This is a genomic window from Pseudoalteromonas sp. BZA4, from assembly GCF_040104395.1.
Lineage (GTDB): Bacteria > Pseudomonadota > Gammaproteobacteria > Enterobacterales > Alteromonadaceae > Pseudoalteromonas.
Window position 1 is genome coordinate 1 of sequence record NZ_JBECOT010000007.1, and the last position, 16,992, is coordinate 16,992.

Annotated in this window: 12 protein-coding genes; 5 read left to right on the forward strand and 7 right to left on the reverse strand. The window is 41.7% G+C overall.

What is annotated here, in order from left to right; all coding sequences use genetic code 11:
- Positions 1-167 precede the first annotated feature (167 nt).
- Both lptG and lptF read right to left on the reverse strand, forming a co-directional pair.
- On the reverse strand, positions 168-1,235 hold the full coding sequence (lptG, locus tag ABMY41_RS04515; protein ID WP_287241804.1) for an LPS export ABC transporter permease LptG: 1,068 nt from the start codon (positions 1,233-1,235) through the stop codon (positions 168-170).
- Positions 1,232-2,344: an LPS export ABC transporter permease LptF gene (gene lptF / locus ABMY41_RS04520; protein WP_287241807.1), complete on the reverse strand. Its 1,113-nt coding sequence runs from the start codon at positions 2,342-2,344 to the stop codon at positions 1,232-1,234. Before lptF ends, lptG begins: the two co-directional genes overlap by 4 nt.
- A 322-nt stretch (positions 2,345-2,666) precedes the next feature.
- Between lptF and pepA the strand changes: the two genes are divergently transcribed.
- The 3 genes from pepA to ABMY41_RS04535 all read left to right on the forward strand — a co-directional run bounded on the left by pepA (position 2,667) and on the right by ABMY41_RS04535 (position 7,630).
- Positions 2,667-4,181: a leucyl aminopeptidase gene (gene pepA / locus ABMY41_RS04525; RefSeq protein ID WP_054552638.1), complete on the forward strand. Its 1,515-nt coding sequence runs from the start codon at positions 2,667-2,669 to the stop codon at positions 4,179-4,181.
- Positions 4,182-4,307: 126 nt separating this feature from the next.
- Positions 4,308-4,754 (forward strand): DNA polymerase III subunit chi, encoded by a 447-nt coding sequence (locus ABMY41_RS04530; protein WP_054562716.1) that lies wholly within the window; start codon positions 4,308-4,310, stop codon positions 4,752-4,754.
- Positions 4,755-4,777: 23 nt separating this feature from the next.
- Entirely contained in the window at positions 4,778-7,630 is a 2,853-nt protein-coding gene (locus ABMY41_RS04535) for a valine--tRNA ligase (protein ID WP_349274237.1), read from the forward strand.
- A 110-nt stretch (positions 7,631-7,740) separates the two neighbouring features.
- Here the strand turns inward: ABMY41_RS04535 and ABMY41_RS04540 are convergent, their stop codons facing one another.
- Positions 7,741-9,042, reverse strand: coding sequence for an outer membrane protein transport protein (locus ABMY41_RS04540; RefSeq protein WP_349274238.1), 1,302 nt, complete (start codon positions 9,040-9,042; stop codon positions 7,741-7,743).
- Positions 9,043-9,325: 283 nt separating this feature from the next.
- Between ABMY41_RS04540 and ABMY41_RS04545 the strand changes: the two genes are divergently transcribed.
- Positions 9,326-9,649: a hypothetical protein gene (locus tag ABMY41_RS04545; protein ID WP_349274239.1), complete on the forward strand. Its 324-nt coding sequence runs from the start codon at positions 9,326-9,328 to the stop codon at positions 9,647-9,649.
- Here ABMY41_RS04545 and ABMY41_RS04550 read toward each other — a convergent pair.
- From ABMY41_RS04550 to ABMY41_RS04560, 3 genes are all read right to left on the reverse strand, one after another.
- Positions 9,609-10,829 carry an HD domain-containing phosphohydrolase gene (locus ABMY41_RS04550; RefSeq protein ID WP_349274240.1) on the reverse strand — a complete coding sequence of 407 codons (1,221 nt, stop codon included), beginning with the start codon at positions 10,827-10,829 and terminating at the stop codon, positions 9,609-9,611. The genes ABMY41_RS04545 and ABMY41_RS04550 overlap by 41 nt on opposite strands.
- Positions 10,830-11,010: 181 nt before the next feature.
- Positions 11,011-11,346 carry a ribonuclease E inhibitor RraB gene (rraB, locus tag ABMY41_RS04555; protein ID WP_054562721.1) on the reverse strand — a complete coding sequence of 112 codons (336 nt, stop codon included), beginning with the start codon at positions 11,344-11,346 and terminating at the stop codon, positions 11,011-11,013.
- A complete protein-coding gene (locus ABMY41_RS04560) occupies positions 11,346-12,059 on the reverse strand; it encodes a 1-acylglycerol-3-phosphate O-acyltransferase (protein ID WP_054552645.1) in 714 nt (237 codons plus the stop codon). Before ABMY41_RS04560 ends, rraB begins: the two co-directional genes overlap by 1 nt.
- Positions 12,060-12,339: 280 nt before the next feature.
- On the opposite strand from ABMY41_RS04560, the gene ABMY41_RS04565 reads away from it, so the two are divergent.
- Positions 12,340-14,655: a M66 family metalloprotease gene (locus ABMY41_RS04565; RefSeq protein WP_349274241.1), complete on the forward strand. Its 2,316-nt coding sequence runs from the start codon at positions 12,340-12,342 to the stop codon at positions 14,653-14,655.
- 39 nt (positions 14,656-14,694) lie between these two features.
- On the opposite strand, the gene parC is transcribed toward ABMY41_RS04565, so the two are convergent.
- The gene (parC, locus tag ABMY41_RS04570) at positions 14,695-16,992 is read right to left on the reverse strand and encodes a DNA topoisomerase IV subunit A (RefSeq protein WP_175078636.1); all 2,298 of its coding nucleotides are present in this window, start codon (positions 16,990-16,992) and stop codon (positions 14,695-14,697) included.

A 16,992-nucleotide genomic window follows, 5' to 3' on the forward strand; every position in this document is an offset into this window, starting at 1 on the left:
AGAATCGATAAATGATGAAATATTGGCGAAGCTATGACTAAGGGGCATAAAAAAAATCCGATGACCTGTGATCATCGGATTTTGATCCTATTATGCCAAATGTCAATTGCTTAACTGATCGGCATTATGGCTCAAACCACGCTTTTTTTGTGCTTTTTAAACGACTATCAAACTCGTTTATTCAATAGATAAGTTGCAAACCCTATAAACAGTACGCTTGGTAACACAGCACCAACCACTGCTGGAATTTGGTAAACCATCACCACAGGACCAAATATCTCATTAGTTAAGTGGAAAGTAATACCGGTTATTACACCCATGATGATACGTGCGCCCATAGTTACTGTGCGAAGCGGGCCGAATATAAACGATAAAGCAACTAACAACATAACGGCGATAGATACAGGCTGCATGATCTTACGCCATAGCGCTAGCTCATAAGTACTGGTGTCTTGCTCATTTTGCTGCAAATAACCTAAATATGACCAAAGCCCAGTAAACGACAGCGCTTCGGGCTTAACCGACACCACTCCTAATTTTTCGGCGGTCAGTTGCGAGTCGTAAAACTCTTCTTTATGCTGCTCAGTACTGATCTGCTCTGGCGTGATCATGACTTTATTTACATCACGAAGTAACCAACCATCTTTACGGTTTATTGCTTCTTCTGCCTTGGTAATTTGAGTAAGTTGTAACGATTTATCAAAGTGATACATATGCACGCCACGTAAAGTGCCTTGCTGATCGACATCTTCAATATTAATAAAATTGCTGCCATCTTTCGCCCACACACCTTGCTTAGCATTAAATACATCACCACCATAAATCGCTTGGTTACGTATTTCTTTTGCTTTGAGCTGTGCTTCTGGGGCACCCCATTCACCTAGCGCCATCATACAAATTGCCATAAACATCGCGGTTTTCATGACTGATGCAATAATTTGCAGGCGTGACATACCCGCCGCTTGCATAACGACCAGCTCACTGTTTGAGGCCAATGCGCCTAAACCTGTTAAGCCACCAATCAAGGCTGCCATTGGGAAGAAGATAACTAAATCACCCGGCATGCTATACAGGGTGTAAATCAGCGCAGTTGCAATATCATAGCTACCACGGCCAACTGATTTTAACTGCTCAATGAACTTAATCAGGGTACTAATACCTACCAGCACCATTAATGCAAAACCGGTGGTTTGAATTATGCTGCGACCTAAATACCAGTCGAGTGTTTTCATCATGCGCTTAACTCCCGCTTAGTCACAACTGCCTTTAACCATGCGCCGAGCGGACGACCTTTGATAATCAAGAAACCACCAATAAACAAGGCTGATAAATGGATCCACCATAAGCCAATTGAAGGTGGAATTTTACCATCTTCAACAGCAAACTTAGCTGCATTCAATAAAATGAAGTACCCTAAATACAAGCTGATTGCAGGCACTAATTTAGCGAATTTACCTTGGCGCGGATTCACCACACTCAAAGGTACTGCGAGTAAAGTTAATAATGGAATTGAAAGCGGAATAGCTAAACGCCACTGCCACTGTGCAATAGCTTCAGAGGTTTTCATTTTGAATAAATCAAACGTTGGTATAGCTTCTAACTTACGACGCTGGTGCTCTATTTCTTGATCTTGAATTTGTACACTGTAACCATCGAACTCTGTTAGGTTTAACGCAGCAGACTCACCATCTGTTTCGTAGCGCTTACCATCGTTAAGAACAAGTTGCTGCTCACCATTATCTTGCTCAATCACCACACCACGCTCTGCATACACTAAACGGGCTAAGTCACCTTTTTCACGATCTGGTAGCTGTGCAACAAATACTTTGTGTAGCTCTTTACCGCTATTTTCGATGTTGTGAATAAAAACCACCGCTTTCTCGTTACCTGTTTGTTGGAAGCGACCTGCACGTAATGCCGATAAGCCAGCATCAGCTTTGGCTTGCTCTTTTAATTGATATTCTTGTTCACTGGCCCATGGCGCAACATAAAGAGTAAGCGCACCGGCTAAAACAGCCATCGCAGTGCTTGAGATAAGGGTTACCCGAACCACATACCATTCACTGACACCGCAAGCTCTGAATACGGTCATTTCGCTGTCGGCATAAATGCGACTGTATGCCAAAATAATCCCTAAGAAGATACTCAAAGGCAAGATAAGTGAAGCAAGTTGAGGAAGTTTTAGTGCAATCATCGAAAGCACAAGTTTAGCTGGAAGACCCCCTTCAGAGGCGTCTCCTAAAATAACAACAAACTTTTGAGACACAAAAATAGTCATCAAAGTTAAAAATACGGCGACCTGCGACTTGAAGACTTCAGTGGTCAAATAACGAAAAATTAGCAATGCTCGCCCCTGTTAAACATCGAGTTTCACTGGAATAGTAAGGAATTTTGAGTAAACTAGTTATTTTACTCACTTTATTATATGCCATCAAAGTTAAATATCATACCTAGCAAGAACATATAATCTTGCATAAATGGTGCAGATGGCGTCTATTATGTGATATTGATATTCACATTAAGATAAAGTTCAAAAACACATAAATAGAGTCATAGTTTATGTACTAAGATTAGTGCTATTAAACTAAAAAATGTAAGAAAGGACTCGAAAAAGAATTTCTTACCCTTATAAACTAAGGTTATACGACTCAATATCAGGAGTAACAATGGAATTTAGCGTAAAAAGTGGTAGTCCAGAAAAGCAACGTAGCGCATGTATTGTAGTAGGCGTTTATGAGCCACGTCGTTTATCCCCCATTGGTGAACAATTAGATAAAATCAGTGACGGTTATATCTCTAACTTACTGCGTCGTGGTGACCTTGAAGGTAAACCAGGCCAAGTATTGCTATTGCATCATGTGCCTAATGTACTGAGCGAGCGTGTACTACTAGTAGGTTGTGGTAAAGAGCGAGAGCTTGATGACAAACAATATAAACAAATCATCTCAAAAACGATTAACACGCTAAACGAAACAGGTTCGATGGAAGCGGTATGCTTTTTAACTGAGCAACACGTTAAAAGCCGTGACACTTATTGGAAAGTACGCCAAGCAGTTGAAACAACTCAAGACTGCTTGTACACCTTCAATCAACTGAAAAGCAAAAAGAGCGATCCACGTCGCCCACTACGTAAAATTGTTTTCAACGTACCAACGCGTCGCGAGTTAACCATTGGCGAAAGTGCAATTGAGCATGGCTTAGCCATCGCTGCTGGTAGCAAGTTATGTAAAGACGTTGCTAACATGCCGCCAAATATCTGTAACCCAGCTTATTTAGGTGAGCAAGCACAAGAAATTGCTGATAACTTCGATAATGTAAGCGTTGATATCATTGGCGAAGAAAAAATGGCAGAGCTGGGCATGAATTCATACCTAGCGGTTGGCCGTGGTAGTGCTAATGAATCGGTTATGTCGGTGATCAACTATCAAGGTGGCGACAAAGACCAAGCGCCAATCGTGTTAGTGGGTAAAGGCTTAACCTTTGACTCAGGTGGTATTTCGATCAAACCAGGCGAAGCCATGGATGAAATGAAATACGACATGGGTGGTGCAGCAGGTGTTATTGGTACTATGCGCGCTTTAGTGCAAATGCAATTACCAATTAACGTTGTCGGTGTTTTAGCAGGTTGTGAAAACATGCCAGGCTCAAACGCTTACCGCCCGGGTGATATCTTAACAACCATGTCGGGGCAAACAGTTGAAGTGTTAAATACCGACGCTGAAGGCCGTTTAGTACTGTGTGATGCACTCACTTATGTTGAGCGTTTTGAACCAGATACCGTTGTCGATGTAGCAACACTGACAGGTGCATGTATTATCGCGCTGGGTTCACATGCCACAGGTTTACTATCAAACCACAACCCACTTGCCCATGACCTACTAAAAGCGTCTGAGCAAAGTGGCGACCGCGCATGGCAGTTACCTTTATGGGATGACTATCAAGAGCAACTTGAAAGCCCATTCGCTGATTTCACCAACTTAGGTGGCCGTGCTGCAGGTACGATTACAGCGGCATGCTTCTTATCTAAATTCACCAAAAAATATAACTGGGCGCATTTAGATATCGCAGGTACAGCATGGCGCAGCGGCGGTAAAAACAAAGGCGCAACCGGTCGTCCGGTGCCTATGTTGACTCAGTATTTACTGAACCGCGCAGGCGTGAGTGAAGCAAGTCACGATTAAGCCTTACCGTAAGCTTAAAACTAACCCTAAATAAGGCGCCAAATGGCGCCTTATTAATTGAAGCAATTCGCGTTCTATGTCAAAATCCCTGCTTTGATCTGTGTATCTGTGGGGACGAAAGTCACTATGAATATGAACGCACAATTTTACGTTCTAAAACAAGATGATAGTGCCCACCAAACGGCTGGCGCTGTTTTCGATCTGGCAGCTAAAATTGCTGCGGATCAGTATCGTCTAGGTCATCGCGTATTTATTTACGCTGATAACACCGACACGGCCCACACAATCGACGACATCATTTGGTCATTTGAACCAGATAGTTTTGTACCACATAACTTACAAGGTGAAGGCCCTAAAGGTGGCGCTCCGGTTGAAATTGGTATGACTCCACCTGTCGGCAACAGAAAAATATTAATCAACTTAGCTGAACACCTACCGGATTTTATTCGCCGTTTTCAGCAGGTTTATGATTTCGTACCCGTTGAGCCAAATGCTAAGCAAGCCGCCCGTGAGCGGTTTAAAAAGCTTCGCCAACTGGGCGCCCATATTGCAACGCAAGAAATTGACATTTAAGCATTTATTTAAGGTTCTGTGTAATGGATAAAACCTATAATCCGCAAGATATTGAACAGTCTTTATACCAAGGCTGGGAAGAAAATGGCTACTTTAAACCGTCTGGCCAAGGTGACGCATACTCAATTATGATCCCGCCACCAAACGTCACGGGTAGCTTACACATGGGCCACGCGTTCCAAGATACCATCATGGATACGCTAACGCGTTTAAAGCGTATGCAAGGCAACAACACTTTATGGCAAGTAGGTACTGACCACGCAGGTATCGCAACGCAAATGCTTGTTGAGCGTAAGCTTGCTGCTGAAGAAGGTAAAACACGTCACGACCTAGGCCGTGAAGCATTTATCGATAAAATCTGGGAGTGGAAAAACCACTCTGGCGGCACGATCACTAAACAATTACGTCGTTTAGGCGCTTCTGTAGATTGGGACCGTGAGCGTTTCACTATGGACGATGGCCTTTCTGAAGCGGTTAAAGAAGTATTTGTACGTCTTCACAAAGAAGACTTAATTTACCGTGGTAAGCGCCTAGTTAACTGGGATCCTAAACTACACACTGCTATTTCTGATCTTGAAGTTGAAAACAAAGACAAACAAGGTCACATGTGGAACCTACGTTACCCACTTGCTGATGGCGTAAAAACCAAAGATGGTAAAGACTACATCATTGTTGCGACAACACGTCCTGAAACAATGCTAGGTGATTCAGGTGTTGCTGTTAACCCTGATGATGAGCGTTACCAAGATCTGATCGGTAAAGACATTTTACTGCCTATCGTAAACCGTCGTATTCCAATTGTTGCCGATGAACATGCAGACATGGAAAAAGGCACAGGTTGTGTGAAAATCACACCTGCTCACGACTTTAACGATAATGAAGTAGGTAAACGTCACCAACTACCAATGATCAACATCTTCAACAAAGATGCTGCGGTATTAAGCGAAGGCGAAAGCTACACGTTCGACGGTAAAGAGCTTGAATTAGACGCGCCAATTCCTGAGCGCTTACACGGCCTTGACCGCTTTGATGCACGAAAAGCGATTGTGAGCGAATTTGAAGAACTTGGTCTACTAGAAAAAATTGAAGATCACAGCCTAACAGTTCCTTACGGTGACCGTTCTGGCGTAGTGATTGAGCCACTTCTTACAGATCAGTGGTACGTGCGCGTAGCACCACTTGCAGAGCCTGCAAAAGAAGCCGTTAAAAATGGCGACATTAAATTTGTTCCTCAACAATACGAGAACATGTACTTCTCGTGGATGAACGACGTACAAGACTGGTGTATTTCACGTCAGCTTTGGTGGGGTCACCGCATCCCTGCTTGGTACGACAACGAAGGTAACGTATACGTTGGTCGTGACGAAGCTGAAGTACGCCGCGATAACAACCTTGCTGATGATGTTGCACTTAAGCAAGACGAAGACGTTTTAGATACCTGGTTCTCGTCTGCGCTTTGGACTTTCTCAACGCAAGGCTGGCCTGCAAACACAGACGATTTAAAAACGTTCCACCCGTCTGACGTATTGGTAACAGGTTTCGACATCATCTTCTTCTGGGTTGCGCGTATGATCATGATGACCATGCACTTCATCAAAGATGAAGACGGCAAGCCACAAGTACCATTTAAAACCGTTTACGTAACAGGCCTTATCCGTGATGAAAACGGCGATAAAATGTCTAAGTCAAAAGGTAACGTACTTGACCCACTAGACATGATTGACGGCATTGAGCTTGAAGATCTAGTACAAAAACGCACTGGCAACATGATGCAGCCTAAACTTGCCGCTAAAATTGAAAAAGACACACGTAAAGTTTTCGCAAATGGAATTGAAGCACACGGTACCGATGCGCTTCGCTTTACCCTAGCAGCAATGGCATCAACCGGTCGTGATATCAACTGGGATATGAACCGCCTTGAAGGTTACCGTAACTTCTGTAACAAACTATGGAACGCGAGCCGTTACGTATTGATGAACACAGAAGAGCAAGATTGTGGCTTCAACGATGCTGAAAAAGAGTTCTCTTTGGCAGATCGCTGGATATTAGGTCAATTTGAAGCAACGGTTAAAACCTACACTGAGCACCTTGATAGCTACCGCTTTGATTTAGCTGCAAACACGCTTTACGAATTCACATGGAACCAGTTCTGTGATTGGTACTTAGAGCTAACTAAGCCAGTATTATTTAAAGGCAATGAAGTACAGCAACGCGGTACGCGTAACACGCTAATTACCATACTTGAGAGCCTACTGCGCTTAATGCACCCAATGATGCCATACATCACCGAAACAATTTGGCAGCGCGTTGCACCACTTGCAGGGCTTGAAACAGCAGGCACCAGCATTATGGTACAGGGCTTCCCTGTTTATAACGAAGCAAACGTTGATGCCCAAGCAATGGACGACTTAGAGTGGGTTAAGCAGTTTATTTTAGCAATTCGTGTTATTCGTGGTGAAATGGATATTAGCCCAAGTAAACCACTTAACGTATTACTCGCTAACGCATCAAGTGATGACGTGCGCCGTATTAACGAGAACGAGTCGTTTATTGCCTCGCTTGCTAAACTTGAATCTTTCACTTTGCTTGAAAACAAAGACGACGCACCTGCGTGTGCAACATCATATGTTGGCAACCTTGAAATTATGATCCCCATGGCGGGCTTAATTGATGTTGAAGCCGAGCTTGCGCGTATTAACAAGCAACTCGAAAAAGCAGAAAAGGGCTTAGCCCAAGTGCAAAATAAACTAGCAAACGAAAAGTTTGTAAATAACGCACCTGAAGCCGTACTTGCAAAAGAAAATGCTAAATTAGCTGAATTTACTGATGCTAAAACCAAGCTACTTGAGCAAAAAACTAAAATAGAAAGTTTATAGCTTTAGATATTTTGCCTGCTAAAACAATTTAGCAGGCATTGGAAAAGCTGCTTACTGTTAAAGTGAGCGGCTTTTTTGTACCTTGCGATTAATCATAAGACATGTCTACATTAAAACTTGTAGTTGTACTGAGCACCAAGTAATACTGCATGGCCTTTAGATTCAAAAGACCATTGCTGAGGTAAAGTTTCACTTTCTACTGTTTCAGTGAAAGTTTGTGTTTTACCACGTAATACACTCACACCTAAATCAACATTTGAGTTTTTATCAATCGCGTAATTACCACCAAAAGAGAACCAAAAACGGTCAGTATCAGGAATAGATATTGATAAATGCTTCTGTGATACAGGCGACTCATCAAAGGCAAAACCAGCACGCAATAACAGGTTTTCGTTATATTGGTAATCAGCACCTATCGAGTAGCGTAGTGCATCAGAAAAATCTTCAGTTTTTTCAAATGCGCTAAACTTATCACCCGTTGGACTCGTTACTTGAGCCTCTAGCGAATCAAAGCTGCTCCATCCGGTCCATAGCACACTGTAGTGTAAACCTAGTTTTTCATCTAGCTGGTGAGAACCAGAAAATTCAGCAATTGCAGGTAATGTAATTTCAACTGAGCCTGGTAACTCAAGTTGTCCGTTCAATCCACCTTCAATGTATGTAGGTAGCTCATTAGAATATTCACCTTCAAACGTGATGTCTGTTTCGCTACGGTAGTTAAAACCAAAACGGCTGTTTTCATCCAACTGATACATTAAGCCAATGTTTAAGCCGTAGCCCATATCATCACCTTCAAGGTGAACAGCATCGGCACTTGCAGGAATAGATGCTATTGCAGGGTTTACTGGTGGTACTTCACCGAACTTACGAATAATTTTAGCTTCTGCATACACTGCATTTAGACCAACACCAAAACTAAACTGCTCTGATACTTTATAAGCTACACTTGCATTCATGTTCACTGTGACAATCTCAGTTTCACCAGCAATTTGACCAGCAGCATAGTCATCATCAAACTCGGTCGCAAGGCCGAAGTTAGAAAACGCGCCAAAACCAACCGATACTTTATCATTTACAGGCATAGTGAAATAAGCAGCCGGAATAATCGCACTAGGAGCGATACTGTCATCATTTAAGACACTATTATCTAAACCATAATCATTACCAGCTCCTTCTAAGCTCACATCTGGAATTACGCCGATAGCTGCAACACTTAATTGCTTATCTTTAAAAAGAGTCATTAAAGCTGGGTTACGAGCAACAACTGACGCGTCGTCAGCGATAGAGGCTTCACCGGCATATGCACGGCCAAGGCCTGATGCGTTTTGCTCAGCTAACTGAAACGCAGCAGCAAATGTATCTGCAGATACTAACGCAAGCGAAGCTGCGATTAGAGTTTTAGTAAATTTCATTGTTAAGTCCTTAACCAAACTGCTGTTTGGGTATCTATGTGTTGTTATTAGGATTTTAAACTTGGCTACACTACCTTAATTTTTTATAAAAAACTGTAACAAAGCGTCAAAAAACAGCAAAAAACACGTTTTTTAACGATGATTTAACAACTTTTTAAAACTCATCGGATGAGAAATGTGTTATTAGAGTTTATACTCTAATTGTAATTAATTATCATTTAGATTGACTTGTAATTACCTGCATTTTAAACTCATTGCAAAATCACCAAGGAAGCTAAAAAGTGTGATCATTTTACTTATTATGGCGGGGCTCATTTTTTGCGGCGCCAGTGTGTTTTGTTTTTATAAAGCAAATTATTGCGCCTGTACGCAAGCGGGACAATGCGATAACCCTGTTAATCATTATTGGCTGGGGGCTATGACAAATGCGTTGGTATCTTTAACTTTTTGCTGCTTTGCAGTTCATGTAGAGCTGGGTACTTTGCTGTGGCTTACATTAATGGCTAGTTGCTTTTTAGGTGCTTATATTTCTGCTAGGCAGGCAAAACTTAAACGATGTAAAAATGCTAGTTCAACAAATGCTCTTTTAACAAACGAGCCAAATTAATTTGGTAGTCAAGCGGCTTAATGCTCGATACAATTTTTATACTTTGATCTGGCTCACTTAAATCTAAGTCCTTAGGGGTGACGTGATGCCCATGCTTAGCATTATAAAATAACTTAACTTTAGGCTTGATAGGATTTAATTTGTTGCCTTCAAGTACCAGTGCTAATCGCTCATTTGTTAGTTTAACAATAGTACCTACAGGGTGAACGCCTAAGCATTTAATAAAGTGCTGCACCAGCTCTGCATCAAACAGCTCTTTATGGGCTAACAAATAACGCAGTGCATTTATGGGTTCATCCCCTTCTTGATGCGGCCTGTCGGCTGTTAACGCATCGTACACATCAACAATTGCCATAATACGGGCTGCACGGCTCAGCTTTTCAGCTGCAATACCGCGAGGGTAACCTGTACCATCTAAACGCTCATGGTGATTCACTATCATATCGAGCATTAACGGCGTAATGCCCTTTTCACCTTTCACTAAACCTAAACTCTGCGCCACATGCTTTTTAACAACTTGCATTTCGTTGTCGTTCAAAGCGCTTGGTTTTGACAATACACCTTGTGGCATTTTCGCCTGACCAATATCGTGCATCAATGCACCCATTGCCAGCTCTTTAATTGTCTTTTCTTTGTAACCTAGGTACTTAGCAAACACACTCACCAAAATAGCGGTGTTGATCATGTGCCGCCAGTTATAAATATGTTTATCTTTAAGGCGAGTTAAGATAGTTAAGGCATTGTGATTACGAAATACCGAGCTGACTATATCAACGGCGATATCATCAAGCACAGCTACATTCATCTTTAAACCCGATGTGATATCTGAGTAGAAACCTTGCAATTTTCGGCTGTGCTGCTCGTAATGCACGCTGGCTTTTAGAAACTCTTGTTGAACCGTGATCCCTTGCGGTGCTTCCTTAGCTGCAGGTTTTTGTTCAACCTTAGGTTTAGCCGGTTCAGGCTTTGGTTGGTATTTTTTAGGGAGTGCAACATCGCTTTGTGTAAAGTCGATGAGTAGCTCTTCAACCCCCTCAGAGATCAGGCGTTGAATAATCGTTTTATCACGCACTAAACCACGTGTTTTGATCTTAATACTATTTACATGCTCTTGTTGCTTACTGACACTGTCAACAAACATCCCTGGTACAAGTTCGGCAATGGGTAAGGTAATAAGCATATGTGAGCTTAGCGCATAAAAACATCGAGTTTTTTATTATCGCTAATTGGTTACAAATGTCTATAGATTGGGTAGCGAATACGAAATAGGTATTAGTTAGAAAGGGGAAAGTTAGAAAGTAGCAACTCGCTAACTTTATCCCTGAAAGCTGACGGCTGATAGCTGACAGCTCTGTAGCTGTTTATTCCTGAAAGTAAGTACCCCAGCCGTCGTATTCTACGTCGGTTTGCTGAGCAAGCGCTTCTAGCTTGTCTACATCTTCCATAATCGCTTCTACTTCAAGTTCACACTCAACAACCACGTCAAAGCTCCACACTTTCTCGCCGTCTTCTAGCTCAAGTTCTGCAGGTTCTTCAACATCGTAACCTAGTTTAAAAGCGGCTAAAGCGGCTTGCTCTAACTTTTCAAAATTTTCGCTAACAAAGTGGTGCTCCACTTCATAAAGTACTTCAGGATCTGAGCCATCTTCAAGTAATGAAGTAACGATGTCTTCAGTAATTTCGCGCCAATTTTCCATTATTTGTTTCTCACTTGAGCATCTAATTCAGTTATTTTAGCAGCCATAATCTGATGAACATGTGAAGCATGGTCACGAGCAGATACGTCTTTATCAAGATAAATCGGCGCTAACATTTCGAGGTAAATTGTACCATTATCCCAGCGATTTAGCTTAATAGTTTTGTGCGTTGTACTCATACAAACTGGCACTACTGGCACATCAGCACTCATTGCTGTGTGAAATGCCCCTGTTTTAAAAGGCAATAAACCACGGCCATAGCTTCGCGTACCCTCAGGAAACATCCAAACCGATAAGCCTTTTTGTTTTATTTTCTCAGCTGATTTAGAGATTGTGCCTGCTGCTTTTGAACGGTTAGCGCGGTCAATTAAGATATTTCCCGATAACCAGTACAGCTGACCAAAAAACGGGATCCATTTGAGGCTTTTTTTACCTAGGCTTACGCAGTTCTCCGGCACCATGGCAGGTAAAGTGAATAGGTCATAGTTATTTTGATGATTTGCTACATAGACAGCAGGGCCAATATTTTTTGGAGTCTCGTGATATTTAAGCTCTAGTTTGACACCTAAAATTTTAGCTACCTTGCAAAACCAACCCGCAATAATATGCACGTTATTAGTATGAAACGGCTTAACGATGCATAAAAGCAGCCCAAAAACACAGCTTAAAACAATGAATAACGCCATGAAAATTATGCGAAAAATAGCTAACAAACGAATTCTCCTCGTACTAATCAGCGCGCATTATAACGTGAAAAATGCTATGACAATAGCTTTAAGCGCACATGTGTACGCTTAAATAGTTTTTCTCCACTCTATTTTAGCAAATGGAAGATAAACTATTTAAAAACACACAACAATTAACAAGATTTTATTTACAGATTTTTCTCAATTTAGATTATGAAGACTCTTAAAGAGTTACTTTTCTTACACTGTTAATCTAATTAGTTAGATACCCCTACCCCCAAAAAACAATAGTCAAAGGTAATCGCTAATGAAAAAATCACCGATAGCCATAGCTTTACTCTATTCTCTCGCTTTATCTCATACATCAGCAGTCTTCAGTGCAGATGAAAATACATTTAATCAAAATGAGTTTTATAGTGATACAACAGGAAACTTCCCTGCCACAGTGCTTTTTGCACAAAACTCAATTATGCCATCACACAATGGTGTCGAAGATGATATTCAACCTCACTTGGTAGCAGAGCGAAGAACAATGATTATGTTTAAACCACATGATAAATTGAGCCATGCTGCAAAAGTTATATTAAGTGTATTCGATAATAATAACAGCCTTCTTTATCAAACATTTATGCGCTCACCAGAGGACTTCACAAAACCTTTTGGTTATGAAAATGATGCCAACCCGCCCACCTATAGCGAAGACACATTTTCAAGCATTATACCCGCTACAGTAATTAAGCCGGGCATACGAGTTTCTTTTCAGTTTGGCAATAAGCAAGGCGACCTAGAAAACATCACTGTTGGAGATAACGGGAATTTAATACAGAACACCATCGATCTTGGTTTATTGACTCCATATCGCGATAAATTTACTTTTCAAAAGAATCCTGATTTACATCGCCAGTATTTCCAACAAGTTCCGATCACTAAGCTAACGGTTAATAAATTCGAGGCGATGCATCTTACAGAAGTGATGCTGCCAAATGGTAACTTATTAACTGACTCAGATCCGAGTAAGGGCGGTGTATATACAGGCGATATGCGTCATCTTATTGCTAAGAGCTTGATGTCACATGGTATCAACAATGCTAATTATGGCATTAATGCCTCAGGTGTCTCTGGTTCAACTGCGCACCCATTTAGTAGCGCACAATTAACAGCACACACTTCAATAGGTAAGTATGATAATGGTACTTTTGTCCATGGCTTACCTGGTGGCGCAGGCATGGTTACATTAATTCGGTCTGAGGGTAATGAATTCAGTCATGAATTAGGCCATAACTATGGTATGGGCCATTTTCCTGGCGGCTTAAATGGCATATTACATCGTCCTGCTGATGAGCGTAATTCGACCTGGGGCTGGGATGCAGATTTAGATAAGTTTATACCTAACTTTTCAGCTAAACTAACTTATAAAGACCGTTGCTATAAAGAGATCTGTATAGCACCATTTAATGGCCATCAATATGGTACTGGCTCTATGTCAGGTGGTGGTCCGATGTATTACGAATTTAATAAATATACTTTACATACGCCTTACGAGTTAAACCATATACAACGTTTTTTTGAGAGCCGAGCTAACTTTGATATCGCCTCTAAAACAGGGTTTACTAAATGGAACTCTGCAACTAAGCAGATGGAATCTTGGGAAAATTTGGTTTTAGACACGAATACTAATAGCGTTGTAAAAAGGGTTCCTTATAAACAAGACGTAGCAATCACAACGTTAGTTGGTTATTACGATCCAAATAAACAGTTAACAAGTTTTATTTACCCAGCCTTACATGGATCTTCAGGTGCGGTATACACTGACAACTTTTCGAATTCACGTTGCAAACTTGCCGTTGAAACAGAAAAAGCAGGCAGAAAAACATTTAACTTACCTGCTACACGATTAAATTCAGATAGAATGAACAAGTTTCATATCAATATTGAAGCAGCGCTAAACCCTGTTAGTGCAACGATCCGCTGTGACTCAAACTTACTCGCATCAAAAACCCTCGAGCCAGCTAAAGAGAAGTTAGCAACGTCAGTGGTTACGACACTTGAAAAGCCAAAAGCCTGTATTGTAAACATAGAGACAAACGAAGAGTTTTGCCTTGAAGATGGGCAAAAAGCAAGCTACCTCCCTGCTTTTATCAGTAGAAAACCTGTATATGTGAAAGCACCTCAAGGCTTGCAGGTCATGTTATCTGACTATGGGAACTTGTCTTATAACCGTATTGCGACTTTTAATGGCACCGTTGAAAATAACAAACTAAAAAATGTTTTAGCAAGAAATGGCCAGTACTTAGATTTCTCTAAACCGCGTTCTATGCGAGTATTTAGCTCAAAAGAGCCATTAGGTTGTATTGTTAGCTTGTTAGATCAGAGTGAATACTGCCTAAAAGCAAATGAGCGCTCAAACTACAGACTACCATCTTATATCAATAAACATCCTGTATACGTTAAAACGGCCCCAGGAGTATCTGTTATGCTTTCTGACTGGCCGAATCTATCTTATCGACATACAGCTCGTTTTACTGAGAATACCAGCCATCAAGATTTACAAGATGTAAAAGCTGATAATGGTCAATACCTTAACTTTTCTAGACCGGTTTCAATGAGAGTCGTTGCAAACTAACACAATAAAAAAGGCCTGCAATTGCAGGCCTTTTATTTTTTACTCTGTTACTTCGCTTGGCGACTCATCACTATCATCAGTTTGAGTCACTTCAACAACAGCTTCATCAACACGCTGTAAGCCGCGCGGTAATTTGTTACCCCTTCTACCACGTTCACCATGATAATGCTCAAGATCAGCAGGTTTCAGTGTTAGTTTTCGTTTCCCTGCATGCAGGGTTACGCTACTGCCCTCAGGCACCACAGCCAGTACTTTTACAAACTCTTCTCGGGCTTGTACTTTCGCACTTGGAATAGAAATAATCTTATTTCCTTTACCCTTACTAAGTTTAGGTAAATCACGCAGTGGGAATAACAACATGCGGCCTTCGTTAGAAATTGCCATACAGTAATCTGTTGCTACATCAGTTACTCTAATTGGCGCAAGTAATTCACCGCCTTTAGGAACACTGACCAGCGCTTTACCGTTTTTGTTCTTACTCACCAGATCTTTAAAGTCGCTTATAAAGCCATAACCTGCATCTGAGGCCATTAACAACACTTGGTTGTCTTCTGCCATCACCACATGCTCAAAGTTGGCTCCTGCGCTTAAGTTAAAGCGCCCTGTCATTGGCTCACCTTGGCTTCGAGCTGAAGGTAAACTGTGTGCATCAGTAGCAAAAGCACGACCACTTGAGTCTAAGAACACTGCAGGCTGGTTACTCTTACCTCTTGCTGAGGCTTTATAGCTGTCGCCTGACTTATAACTCAGCCCTTCAACATCTAAATCATGGCCTTTACCAACACGTGCCCAACCTTTTTCAGATAACACAACGGTCACTGACTCTGAAGGAATAAGGTCTTTTTCACTTAGCGCTTTAGCTTCAACACGTTCAACAACTGGTGAGCGACGATCATCGCCATACATTTCAGCCGCTTCTTGAATTTCTTTTTTCATCAAGGTCGACATACGACGCTCTGAACCAAGCGTTTGCTCTAGCTTGTCACGCTCAAGGGCAAGCTCATCCTGCTCACCTTTAATCTTGAACTCTTCAAGTTTTGCTAAATGACGTAGTTTTAACTCTAAAATCGCTTCCGCTTGAATATCAGTTAAACCAAAACGCTCCATTAATACAGGCTTTGGTTTATCTTCAGTACGGATAATTTCGATAACTTCATCAATATTTAAAAAGGCCGTTAATAAACCTTCTAAAATATGTAAGCGAGCTAATACTTTATCTAAACGGTGCTGTAAGCGGCGGCGAACTGTTTCACGGCGGAACGTTAACCACTCAGTTAAGATACTACGTAAATCTTTAACTTGCGGACGACCATCAAGTCCAAGCATGTTTAAGTTTACGCGGTAGTTCTTTTCTAAATCTGTGGTTGCAAATAGGTGCGCCATTAATGGCTCAGCTTTAATGCGGTTTGAACGCGGTACAATCACGATACGAGTTGGGTTTTCGTGATCAGATTCGTCACGTAAATCAGCAACCATTGGCAACTTTTTAGCATTCATCTGCGCTGCAATTTGCTCAAGTACTTTTGCACCTGAACACTGATGAGGCAGCGCAGTGATCACTATGTCACCTTGCTCTTCAGTGTAAATTGCACGCATCTTTATAGAACCACGTCCGGTTTGATAAATCTTACGAATATCGTCTTTCGGTGTGATGATTTCAGCTTCTGTTGGGTAGTCAGGCGCATGCACTAACTCAAGCAACTCTTCGATTTCTGTCTTTGGCTTATCAAGTAATAGACAACAGGCACTGGCAACTTCACGCACATTGTGTGGTGGAATATCAGTTGCCATACCTACCGCAATCCCCGTTACACCATTAAGTAAGATGTGCGGTAAGCGCGCAGGTAATACCATTGGCTCATCAAGTGTACCGTCAAAGTTTGCGGTCCAATCGACCGTGCCTTGACCCAGTTCTTTTAGTAAAACTTCTGAGAACTTAGATAAACGCGCTTCGGTGTAACGCATTGCAGCAAATGATTTAGGATCATCGGCAGCACCCCAGTTACCTTGACCGTCCACCAGCGGGTAGCGGTAAGAAAACGGCTGCGCCATTAACACCATCGCTTCGTAACAAGCACTATCACCATGAGGATGGTATTTACCCAGTACATCACCCACGGTACGGGCTGATTTTTTATATTTTGCTTGCGCCGATAGCCCCAGCTCGCTCATTGCATAGATGATACGACGCTGTACAGGCTTAAGACCATCACCTACATGAGGTAAAGCACGGTCCATGATGACGTACATTGAGTAGTTTAAGTAGGCGTCTTCAGTAAAGCGCCCCATTGTTTGTTGTTCTACGCCTTGCATCAGCAAGGTATCTGTATCACTCAT

Bases quoted from the DNA above. Each gene is read 5' to 3' on its own strand.
- parC (WP_175078636.1), bottom strand. From the start codon at position 16,992: ATGAGTGATACAGATACCTTGCTGATGCAAGGCGTAGAACAACAAACA.
- ABMY41_RS04565 (WP_349274241.1), top strand. From the start codon at position 12,340: ATGAAAAAATCACCGATAGCCATAGCTTTACTCTATTCTCTCGCTTTA.
- lptG (WP_287241804.1), bottom strand. From the start codon at position 1,235: ATGATGAAAACACTCGACTGGTATTTAGGTCGCAGCATAATTCAAACC.
- pepA (WP_054552638.1), top strand. From the start codon at position 2,667: ATGGAATTTAGCGTAAAAAGTGGTAGTCCAGAAAAGCAACGTAGCGCA.
- ABMY41_RS04540 (WP_349274238.1), bottom strand. From the start codon at position 9,042: ATGAAATTTACTAAAACTCTAATCGCAGCTTCGCTTGCGTTAGTATCT.
- ABMY41_RS04530 (WP_054562716.1), top strand. From the start codon at position 4,308: ATGAATATGAACGCACAATTTTACGTTCTAAAACAAGATGATAGTGCC.
- rraB (WP_054562721.1), bottom strand. From the start codon at position 11,346: ATGGAAAATTGGCGCGAAATTACTGAAGACATCGTTACTTCATTACTT.
- ABMY41_RS04550 (WP_349274240.1), bottom strand. From the start codon at position 10,829: ATGCTTATTACCTTACCCATTGCCGAACTTGTACCAGGGATGTTTGTT.
- ABMY41_RS04535 (WP_349274237.1), top strand. From the start codon at position 4,778: ATGGATAAAACCTATAATCCGCAAGATATTGAACAGTCTTTATACCAA.